Source organism: Kistimonas scapharcae (assembly GCF_039540975.1).
Classification (GTDB): Bacteria; Pseudomonadota; Gammaproteobacteria; order Pseudomonadales; family Endozoicomonadaceae; genus Kistimonas; species Kistimonas scapharcae.
The window spans coordinates 1-10,953 of record NZ_BAABFL010000378.1 but is presented as its reverse complement, the minus strand read 5'-3'; the positions used below and the strand labels follow the sequence as shown (position 1 = coordinate 10,953).

The following is a 10,953-nucleotide window of genomic DNA, read 5'->3' as shown; positions in this document are numbered from 1 at the left end:
GTTTTTTCTTGGTCGTCATGGGTCACCTCAAAGAGTGATTTTACCCTCTTAGGGAGGTGTCCATAATTACTGCCTCACATCACTGGGCTTTCCATTTTGATAATCCTGTTTATTTGCTAAAAGCAGGATGTTATCGAGATTAAAAGATTAGTTTTATAATCAGCTGCTTAGTATTACTGACAACTTATCAGGCTAATATTTAACCTGAATTTTTGTATTGATGATGAACATTAATACACATCGTATTTCACTCAGTGTTTTCATTATTTATTCTTGGTTAACCACCAACATATCAATGATGCAGCCGTGACCATAATGACACCCTGCCAGAACGTTACGCTGAGTGTCACGTTCAACAGTATGGCAGCAAAGAGCGTTGAAAGGAGTGGGGTGAAATAGGACAGCACTGCCAGTAAAACCATGTTGCCGCCGATGATGCCGATATTCCACAGGGCATAACCCATGCCCATGGCGGCAGCCGCCAGCAGGAGGTCAATGATGGCACCGGTAGTAAATACCATGGGTGGTGTATAAGTGAAGAAGTACTTTATCCACAAAGCTGTTGCGGTGGCCATGAAAAACCAGGTAATGGCATTGTGGCCGCCGGAAAGGCGTTTGGTGACATTGCAATAAACAGCCCAGATAAAGGCACCTATAAATGCCATAGAGTAGCTTGTGGGGTTGGTCGCTATATTGGCGGCGAGTTGGTTCAGGGATAGTCCTTCATCACCGCTGACTGTCCATGCGACACCGAGGAATGCGAGAATCAACGCAGGATACAACAATAGGCTTACACGTTGCCGATTGATGAGAACTGTGAGTAATACTGTCAGACACGGCCACAGATAATTGATCAATCCTATCTCAATGGCCTGCAGACGGTCATTGGCGAGCCCCAGCGCCAGCACCAGACAGATCTCATAGCTGACAAACAATGAGCCCCCCAGCACGAGATATCGGATTTTGAACAACTTCGGGTTTGGCAAGCCGATAAACACGGCAAGAAAGAGGGAGCTGACGGTATAAATCATGGCTGCCCCGCCAACCGGTCCCAGCTGTTCGGTGACATTGCGCACAAAGGCGACGATGGTGCTCCAGAACAGAATGGCCAGACAGCCTGCCAGCGTATATTTATGTGTTCCTGTCAAGGTGCGCCCTTTTTACAGCGGGTAATGAGTCAATCTACCGTGTAGGTAGATAGCCATGACGGTCAATCGCAACGAAGTCATGGCGGATGGCAATGTGATCAATCGCCAACCCGAAGTGTAGTGGTCATTTCACAGGTATTTCAAATGGGAAGCGTTATCCATTTTTGTTAACAACGCTACTTTACTGGGTCGCTGGCTTGGCACGATGTGAAGGGTGTTTTTATTCCGCATTCACCGGAGTGCCTCACGATTAAAGCGATACGTAGAGTCATAGGTTTGACTCAAGATAAGGTTAGCTTTGTAAATTGTTAGCAATTAATAAGCAGTATTGATCTATCACAAGGTTTCCGTACCCGACATCGTGAATAGTGACGCCACTGCCATTATCGCGGTAGAGGACGTGGTAATGATTCTGTGTCACCAGAGTTCACTGTATGACGGATCATGACGATAGTCTTTATCTCGCATGTCATGCTGTTGTGACTGTCTGGTGGTATCCGGACAGGCCTGGTTAATGCCAGCCTGCTGAACAGATAGTGTTCGGCCGTATCCGCGGGCATCAGAACCAGTGGCTGACGGCCGAACCTCGCAAGATTACAGAATCTGGCAATCCGAGGGGGAAAGCCATGTCATGTAACACCTTGTGCAATGATGCGTTACGACCGACGACAGATGTCCAGCGAAACCTGTCCTTCTGGGATTACACCCTGCTCTGGGCGGGCATGACCATCAATATCGGGGGATTTGCTGTCGGAGGTCAGCTCTATCCCGGTCTCAGCCCGGTGTCGATCATTCTGGCTGTTATTGTCGCCTATTCTATTGTTTCGGCTTTGCTGGTGCTTAATGGCGATATGGGGCTGAAATACGGTGTGCCTTTCGCGATTTACCTGCGCGCCTGTTTTGGTATCAAGGGTGCCATTATTCCCAGTGTCATTCGTGCCATTCCCTGCTTCTTCTGGTTTGGTTTTCAGACCTGGATTGGGGCGCTGGCGGTTCAGAAGCTGATGGTGATCTGGTTTGGTACGGATTTCACCGTCAACCTGCACCTTCTGATTGGTCTGTTTGCGATACTGCAGGTCTGGAATGCGGTGGGCGGCCTCAAATCGATGGCTCGGTTTGCCTGGTTGGCGATTCCCCTGATGGTGATTTTCTTTTCCAGTACTATCATGTGGCTGCTGAAAACCCATGACTCCTCAATGACTGACATTTTGTCAGCACCCGCCCAGAATACTTACAGCTTTCCCTTTGCGGTTGCCGGTATTGCCGGTGTGTGGATTACCATGGCACTGAACAGTGCGGATCTGGGGAGAATGATCCGGCGCCCGGCCGGCTTTGAAAAGAAGCACTTCTGGCATCGGCAGAAGCTGACAATCGGTGGTCAGTTTCTTGGGCTGATCCTGGTCGGCTCACTGGTGATCATGGTGGGTATGGTGTCAGGGATCCTGACGGGGGAGTGGAATCCTGTTGATGTCATCATTAAGACATTCCACGACACCAGCCCTGCGATTATGGGAGCCGCCTTACTGACCATCGTCTTTGCCCAGTGGTCTACCAATACGACTGCCAATCTCATGCCCGCGACTTATATTGTCATGGCATTGCATCCAACGTTGACATTCCGTCGTGCAACAGTGATTTCAGCCATCATTGGGCTGCTTATTTGTCCGTGGTTGTTTGCAGAAAAGCTGATTCCTTTCCAAGTGGCTTGTTCCGTTTTACTGGGGCCGATTATCGGCATTATGCTGGCAGATTATTATCTGGTTAGACGGCGCACGATTGATATTGATGCGTTGTACGATGAAGATAATCAGGCTGCATGGCGACTACCGGCACTGTTAACGTTGTTAGTCAGTGCTGGTGCAGGTCTGCTGACTGTCATACTGATTCCTGAGCAGGGTATCGGTTATTCATTTTATACTGCCTTTATTCTGAGCGTAGTTATGTACCCACTCGTCATGCGGTATGAACGGCAGGATAAAGGCAGGGTAAAACTGCTCAATGCACACTGACGGATAAAAAAAATGGCGGCTATTAAAGCCGCCAATAAGGGTGATGAAACTGTCTTAGAAGCTGTAACGGATCTTCAGGTTGGCGCTGTCGTTTTTGTAGCCTTTCATCTGGTTACGGATGACACCGAGATCCAGTCTGAAGTTTTGATCCAGAATCAGGCTGAGCCCGAAGCTGAAACGTGCCCGTCCACGGTTACGTTCAGGCGCTGTAATGACTACCTGGTCAATACCCGTGGTATAGATGGCCCTTTGTGAGGATGTATCCCGGCGGAAGTTGTGGTATCCCATGATACTGACAAACGGTACCAGTCGTGCTCTGCCATGGCCCAGGTTACCTGCCAGGTTGAAGCCAAGACCCCCTTCCATTGAACTTTGTGAATCCGGCTGGTATTTCGTGGTCGGATCAGTACAGGTACCGGTACAGTCGCTGTCCCACTTTTCGGTATAGCTGTCGAACGAGATCCGATTGTAGTTCAGTTCCGCCAGTGGCGTCAGTGTCCAGTTGGGCGACAGGTTGTAGACATTACCGACTAGCAGGCGGGCATGGGATGTGCTCGCATAGTATTTGCTTTCCAGGTGTCCTGTGCCGCCGCCAACGGTGGCCATCCGACGGGTTTCGTTCCGGGCACGTCCAAAGGAAACACCGGCTTCCAGAAAAGTGCTATCAAACTTCCAGGAGCTGTACAGGGAGCCTGTGAATGAGCGGATATCGTTACGCTCCTGATTGGGGTCATCATCAATCCGGCTCTTGCTCATGGTCATCGCTGCACCGAACAGGGCCCCTGACATCAGATTGTCCGTTTCCAGACCGGCCGTGAACGACTCACCACTGGCGTCAAAGCCGGACATGGTATCTGTATCCCGACGCTCGGCTGAGAAGGCCTTGAAGTTGGTCCAGAATCCGTTTCTGACCCGTTGACGGGTATCGCCGAAAGCCAGTCCTTCATAGGACTGGTACCTGGGGGATTCGTGAAAGTCGTTGACAGCCAGCAGCGTGGCAAAATCCAGCCCGGAAGCTGACTCTGTGCCCGCTGCAGTTGGCTCAGCGATATCAATGAGCGTATCCACTTCAGCCCTGGTTTCAGCAATCAGCTGTTCCGTAGCGACTGTTTCCTGCTGTACGGTGACCTGAGTTTCCGTAATGACGGGGTCAGGCCTGGCTTCAGCCTGTTGCACCATTTCACTGACAATCAGTGTGGCCTGACGCAGTGCGTTGACCTGTGCAACCTCATGATGGGTATCGACCGAATCAGCTTTCGGGGATGATTGAACCACTTCCTGAGAAGCGGAAGACGTATGACCGGGGTTGTCAGCAATGATCTGTTTGACGAGATCCCGACTCAGGCTGACGCTCATTGGCGCAGCAGATACAACCGGGGCAAGCAGAACTGCCAGAATCGTTAACCGCGGCAGAACTCTCTGCGACAGCATGGCACCACTCCTTTAATGCACAGCGTTATCCTACAAATGAAACTTTCGTCCAAATGGAAAATATCTTTAATGCAGTGAAAGACAGTGATGATTTCCATACGGAGCTTCATTTTTTTTGACGGATATTGGCTGAAAGTGTCATGAAACCGGCAAACAAGGTGATTGAAGGATGCCTACGGCAGGCCGAATAACCAGATATATTGAATCAGAACGGAATTACCATGCAGGATCTTCGTCAGAAAGCCATGGCCTGTTACCGACAGGGGCAGTTCGCCGATGCTGCGGGTTATTTCCAAAAGCTCATCCAGGCGTCGCCTGAGGATGCTCCGCCTGTCAATGATCTGAAATACCTGTCCATGGCGCTTTATGCCTGTAACGACTACGTGACTGCACTGGATGTTACCCGCGTACTGCAACGCTATCTGCCGGATGACAGTGAAGTGGCCGTCAATCTCGGTACCCTGCAGTTAATGACAGGGGATGTCACGGGGAGTCTGGAGACATTACAGCAGCTGATTCAGCGTGAACCCGGTCATGTGATTGCGTTGGATAGTATGACCCATCTCGCCTATTCAACGGGGCACCATGACGCAGCCAAACATTATGGCCGGTTGTCGTTGGAAGCCAAGGATGCGGCAGTCTGCTCTCCTGAAAGGCTTGGCGTACTGGAAAAAAGAACCGGTATGAAGCCTGACACAGTAATGGAGGGATCAACGGGTGATGGGTTACAGGTCATCAGCTACAGCCTCTGGGGAGATAACCCTGTTTATCTGCGCGGGGCGGTACGTAATGCCTATGCGGCACTGGTTGTTTATCCGGGCTGGCGATGCCGCTTTTATTGTGGAGAGAGTGTGCCCGCTGCGACGTTAACAGCACTGCGTGAGGCGGGAGCCGAGTTGATTAAGATGCCGGAAGACCAGGGTTTTTTTTATGGGCTTTTCTGGCGTTTTCTGGTGGCAGATGATCCGACAGTGTCGCGTTATATCATTCGTGATGTGGATTCGCCGCTGACACTACAGGAGCGGTCGGCAGTCGACCAGTGGATGAGATCCGGTAAGTCCTTTCACCTGATTCGAGACTGGTATTCTCACAGTGAGCTGATACTGGCCGGTCTATGGGGAGGTGTCAGGGGGGCCTTGCCTGAACTCAAGCCACTGTTTGATGAGTACTACCGAGGGAATACCAAAGAAAGAACGATCGACCAGTTATTTCTTCGTGAAAATGTCTGGCCATATATTCGTACAAACCATGTGGCGCATGATGACTATTTTCGGTTTGGAAATACGGTGGAATTCAATGATGGGTCAAAAAACGCTCCGGGCGTCCACATAGGACAAAACTGGGATGCGTTTCTACAGACTTTACAACGATAGTAGTGAGTTGCCACTGCTAGCAGTGGCAATATTTAAAATTCGTCATTATCGCCAAAAGGATTGCTTCCAGGAACAGTAGGCTGTTCTATTTCATTAGTTGCTGAATCAGATTTACTGGTCGCTGTGAGCGGGGAGGCAGCTGGCTCAGAATAAGTTGGTATTTTGGAGCTGGCTGCGGCGGTTGTAGCATTAGCTGACGTGACAGCTTGCCCTTTTATGTCTGCATCGGTTTCCACTGAATGAACGAGAAAGTTGTCGTCGACCAGTATATTTGATCTGTTTTCAATGCGTTCTGTCCTGATAGCATGAGTCACTACTGGGCGTTGAGAGTGACCCATAAAGCTGTCAATGCGACCTTTCACATTGAATGCTGTTTGTTTTATAGGCTCTTTATCGCCATTCCAACCAAGATGAAAGCCGTCATAAATGCCAAAGAAGAAACCTACTAGGGCACAGCCAGCACCCATCACAAGACCCAAGGGAAAAACGACGATGGCGATAGGTATTGCGAGTGGTAAACCACCGTGGCTGTGATATGCCTTCATGATGAGAGCTGAGCCTAAAATGATGCCAATTGATATTCCCGATACAAATTCTACCGTGGCGCAAATAGGGACTGTCACACATATAGCCACAACTTTAACGGGGACAAGCAAAATCCTGGCTATTGTTCGTGCCCGTGATTCCGGTACAGAAGATTCATCTAAGTTGCCATTTAGATAAGGACTGGTTTCAGGCGCAGGGGATCTATCAGGGGTAGAGCGCCAAATATTTTGAGCGTTTGATGATACCGCTACTTCGGTATTACCTTTAAGCATACTTTCTATTTCTCCTGTACCAGTGAATATTCCTGTCTGAAAAAGGCTATTAACTCATAACGTTAGACAGGCCAAAGCGTGAATGGTTCCTGATGTGGATGCGGTTGAATGTGCAGCTTAAATGCGGCTCGTGGTGGCTCTATATCTAGCTGATTGAAAACCGGTTTGACCTTCCCGTAAGGAGAACGCTTATGTTTGCTCAAAAAGCAGGTTTCAGGAGGCGATCATGCCGAAAAAAGAGCAGCTGCTGGCACTGACAGGGGTTTCCTGTGCAGGTTGTGTCAGTCGAATCGAAAAGGCGCTTCTGGCTGTGCCAGGGGTGGACAATGTGATGGTTAATCTCGCTGACCGGACGGTGCAGGTTGATGGCGAGGTGAGTAGTACCACGCTGGTGGAAGCCGTTGCGTCAGCCGGTTATGGTGCCAGCCCGATAGCCGCCGAAGCTTTTCACCTCGCTGTACCGGGTATGAGTTGCGCGAGCTGCGTCGGAAAAATTGAAAAGGCGTTAAGACGTGTGGCAGGTGTGAAGGCTGTCGCAGTCAACCTGGGAGAACGCGAGGTTACCGTTACGGGCAGTGCGGGTATGGCGCTGTTATTGGAGAGCCTTTCAAAGATTGGTTATCCCGGCGAGGTCATTGACTCGGAAGAGCAGGCACGCAAAAAGCGAGAGCAGCAGGAACAACAGCAGTATCGGCACTTGCTCAAACATATGGCCATAGCCCTGGGACTAGGGGTGCCGCTCATGGTCTGGGGCATGGTGACCGGTGAGATGAGCGTCAATAACAGTGCCCAGCAGTGGGGCTGGGGGATTGTGGGTGGTTTGACCTTCCTCGTTCTCTGGTTATCCGGTGGGCACTTTTTCAAAGGGGCCTGGCAGGCGCTGAGGCACGGCTCAGCAACCATGGACTCCCTGGTTGCGCTGGGCACGGGGGCAGCCTGGTTTTACTCCATGCTGGTGGTGTTGTTTCCTGATTTGCTGCCAGCCGCGGCACGGCATGTGTACTTCGAAGCGAGTGCCATGATTATCGGTATGATCAATCTGGGACAGGCGCTGGAGATCCGGGCGCGGGGCAAGACGTCGGCAGCCATTCAGCGACTGCTGGGATTGCAGATTAAAACGGCACGTATTGTCCGGGATGGGGAAGAGCGGGATGTGCCTGTTGAACAGGTACAGGTCGACGATATTGTTCGGGTACGACCAGGGGAAGCGATCGCGGTCGATGGTATGGTCACAGAAGGCGCCAGCCGGGTCGATGAATCCATGCTGACCGGTGAGCCGGTACCGGTTATGAAGGCAGCCGGAGATGCGGTCTCTGCCGGTACGATGAACGGCAACGGCACGCTGCTGTTTCGGGCGAACCGGGTTGGCAGGGATACAGCCCTGGCACGCATTATTGCCATGGTACGCCATGCGCAGAGCACAAAAATGCCTGTCGCCCGTCTGGCTGATCGCATTTCATCGGTGTTTGTGCCTGTTGTGATGGTGATTGCGCTGGCGGCTGCCATGGTCTGGTACTTCGTAGGGCCGGAGCCTGCAATAGCCCACGCGCTAGTGGTTGCCGTGACCGTACTGATCATCGCCTGCCCCTGTGCCTTGGGGCTTGCGACGCCCATGTCGGTCATGGTCGCAGTGGGTAAAGCCGCGGAATACGGCATGTTGGTCCGTAGCGGCGAGGCCCTGCAGAAAGCCAGCCACCTGACAACCGTGGTGCTCGACAAGACCGGAACCATTACCGAGGGACGGCCTTCCGTGACAGCTATAGTACCTCGGCAAGACTTCACCGAAGACCAGGTGCTGGCGCTGGCAGCTGGACTGGAGCAGACCTCAGAGCATCCCCTGGCAGAAGCCATTGTGGAAGCTGCCAGGGGCCGGGGGCTGGACATCGCACCCTGTGAACAGTTTGAGGCCGTAACGGGGGCTGGTGTTAAGGGGCTGCAGGGGCATTGCTCGGTGCTGTTGGGGAATGCCCGGTTAATGCAGGAGAATGGTGTTGAAATAGCGCCAATGGCATCGATCTCCTCCGAATTGGCGGAAAAGGCTCAAACACCGATGTACTTGGCTGTGGATAATCAGCTGGCGGGTATTGTATCCGTGGCAGATCCTATCCGGGAGGATTCTGCGGCGGCCATTGAACGGCTGCATGCCTTGGGCATCAAAGTGATGATGCTAACCGGGGACAATGCGGTCACGGCTGAGGCCGTTGCCCGGCAGGTTGGCATTGATGCCTTTCATGCCGAAGTGCGGCCTGAGGATAAAGAGGCCCATATCCGCCGATTGCAGGCTGAGGGCGAGGTGACCGCCATGACCGGGGATGGTATCAATGATGCGCCGGCATTGGCCCGGGCTGATGTCGGTCTGGCCATTGGCGCCGGTACCGATGTGGCTATCGAAGCGGCGGATATTACCCTGATGCGATCTTCCCTCCACAGTGTGGCGGATGCCATTGAGCTGTCGCGGGCAACACTAAAGAATATAAAACAGAACCTTTTTGGTGCGTTTATTTATAACACCCTGGGAATCCCAATAGCGGCCGGTGTGCTGTATCCGCTGACGGGGCTGTTGCTTAGTCCGGTTGTGGCGGGAACGGCCATGGCGTTTTCTTCTGTGACGGTAGTGAGTAATGCCAATCGTTTACGACTTTTTAGACCTTCGTCGGATATAAAAAGCTAGTGTTTTTAATCAATAATGGCGGCATTAGTCGCCTTTATTGTTTTCAAACTAACTAATTTATTTGATTGATCTTCCTCTTATACAAACGTCTAATTTCCATTGGGTCTTTATTGGTTGATACTGTTGTTAGTTTTCAAGATAGTTATATAAGGAACTTTTGAATTTATTTGTTATCTCAATAGTAATTGGTAAATTTAAATGCATTGTTAGCAAGGAGGTGGAGTATGGCATCACCAGAGCTTAGGAGACGTTCGCAGCCTTATAGTGGCTCAGATCTTCAAGGTAGGGTACACGAGCGTCTTGATAAATATCAGGAAAAAAAATCTGGGGATAAAAACAAGCCTCAATTTTCTGGTCGAAGTGCTTCTGGCACAGATGGTGAGTCGTTACTTGATAGGGATTGCTTTGACAATTGCTCATCATGTTGTGAGATAGGAGCCAGAAAAATTGCAGTCTTTTTTCAAAAGGCGGGTTTGTATATAGGTAAAGGATTCTGTTGGCTTGCTTGGGGTATATGCTTTTGTAGCCCGAGGGCACAAAACTCAATAAAAAGTGGTGCAATAGATAAACTCCAAGGCAAATTGGATGAGCTCGAAGGTCGATCAGATGCTATAAGTCATCATGAGCGGGCTGAGGCCGCCTATGAGGAGGGTGATTATCTTGAGGGGTTAGGCCACGATATTCAGGCAGGCGTGGCATATGCCAGACCAAGAGCAAGATCCGCTTGGCAAAATTTTAAAGACAGATTTAAATAAATCGAAATATGAAAAGTGAGCCATTAGCTAACAGTTAGTGGCTCATTTTTATTTTATTTAGTTCATCATCTCTTTATAAGGTATTTCACTCTTCTACTCTTAAATTAGTTTTATTTGATGGTGGCTGTACTCATAATGGAAGTATTTTCATGGATTGAAGGCCTGAGTGATAATGGTGCAGGCTTGCTTATCGGTGCTTTTGGCATTCCTGCCATTATTTTCCTTTTTATTGGCATCAAGTCTTTCAGGAAATACCACGCCGTCAATAAAATGCCGACATCACGGGTGGGTGTGGCAAAACCTGGTTTTGTTGAATTGATTGGTCGTCCGGAAAGTTTTGAAAAAGGACATTTGAAAAGTCCACTTACGAATAAACCCTGTATCTGGTATGCCTATAAGGTTGAGCGCTATATGCGCATACGAAGAAGGCATGATTCAGAAGCAAAGTGGCAATGGCACACGGTTTATTATGATACCAGTCACCAATACCTGTTGTTGCGTGATCATACGGGCTTCTGTGTGATTGATACGGATGATGATCCATTATTCAGGCTGAAGCGTATTAACAAGGGGCGAGGTAAGGATGCTCCCAAAGACAATACGCAACCTGAACTGTTAACGGGACTGCAATTACTGTTCTGGTCCAGTGTGCCTTTCGTTCCCAAATACCGGTGTTTGTCAACATAGTTGTCGCCCCAACTCAAGCCGCTTTCTTAAGTTGATCAGCTGAAGATCTGTCGGGATTAAG

At 50.3% G+C, this 10,953-nt stretch carries 8 protein-coding genes; 5 read left to right on the top strand and 3 right to left on the bottom strand.

The features are described from left to right. Window positions 1-263 precede the first annotated feature (263 nt). Entirely contained in the window at window positions 264-1,148 is an 885-nt protein-coding gene (yddG, locus tag ABD892_RS13755; RefSeq protein ID WP_345196366.1) for an aromatic amino acid DMT transporter YddG, read from the bottom strand. Between the two features lie 626 nt (window positions 1,149-1,774). On the opposite strand from yddG, the gene ABD892_RS13750 reads away from it, so the two are divergent. Further along, a complete protein-coding gene (locus ABD892_RS13750) occupies window positions 1,775-3,157 on the top strand; it encodes a cytosine permease (protein WP_345196365.1) in 1,383 nt (460 codons plus the stop codon). 54 nt (window positions 3,158-3,211) lie between these two features. On the opposite strand, the gene ABD892_RS13745 is transcribed toward ABD892_RS13750, so the two are convergent. Continuing rightward, window positions 3,212-4,588: an autotransporter outer membrane beta-barrel domain-containing protein gene (locus tag ABD892_RS13745; protein WP_345196364.1), complete on the bottom strand. Its 1,377-nt coding sequence runs from the start codon at window positions 4,586-4,588 to the stop codon at window positions 3,212-3,214. 221 nt (window positions 4,589-4,809) lie between these two features. Between ABD892_RS13745 and ABD892_RS13740 the strand changes: the two genes are divergently transcribed. Beyond that, window positions 4,810-5,961, top strand: a complete 1,152-nt coding sequence (locus ABD892_RS13740; protein WP_345196363.1) for a tetratricopeptide repeat protein — start codon at window positions 4,810-4,812, stop codon at window positions 5,959-5,961. Between the two features lie 32 nt (window positions 5,962-5,993). On the opposite strand, the gene ABD892_RS13735 is transcribed toward ABD892_RS13740, so the two are convergent. Then, window positions 5,994-6,779 carry a hypothetical protein gene (locus ABD892_RS13735; RefSeq protein WP_345196362.1) on the bottom strand — a complete coding sequence of 262 codons (786 nt, stop codon included), beginning with the start codon at window positions 6,777-6,779 and terminating at the stop codon, window positions 5,994-5,996. Window positions 6,780-7,005: 226 nt separating this feature from the next. Here ABD892_RS13735 and ABD892_RS13730 point away from each other — a divergent pair, with 226 nt between their 5' ends. The 3 genes from ABD892_RS13730 (at window position 7,006) to ABD892_RS13720 (ending at window position 10,892) form a co-directional block, all read left to right on the top strand. Continuing rightward, window positions 7,006-9,450 carry a heavy metal translocating P-type ATPase gene (locus ABD892_RS13730; RefSeq protein WP_345196361.1) on the top strand — a complete coding sequence of 815 codons (2,445 nt, stop codon included), beginning with the start codon at window positions 7,006-7,008 and terminating at the stop codon, window positions 9,448-9,450. 224 nt (window positions 9,451-9,674) lie between these two features. Continuing rightward, window positions 9,675-10,205, top strand: coding sequence for a hypothetical protein (locus tag ABD892_RS13725; protein ID WP_345196360.1), 531 nt, complete (start codon window positions 9,675-9,677; stop codon window positions 10,203-10,205). A gap of 135 nt (window positions 10,206-10,340) precedes the next feature. Further along, complete coding sequence (locus tag ABD892_RS13720; protein ID WP_345196359.1) at window positions 10,341-10,892, top strand: hypothetical protein; 552 nt, start codon at window positions 10,341-10,343, stop codon at window positions 10,890-10,892. The last annotated feature ends 61 nt before the right edge of the window (window positions 10,893-10,953 follow it).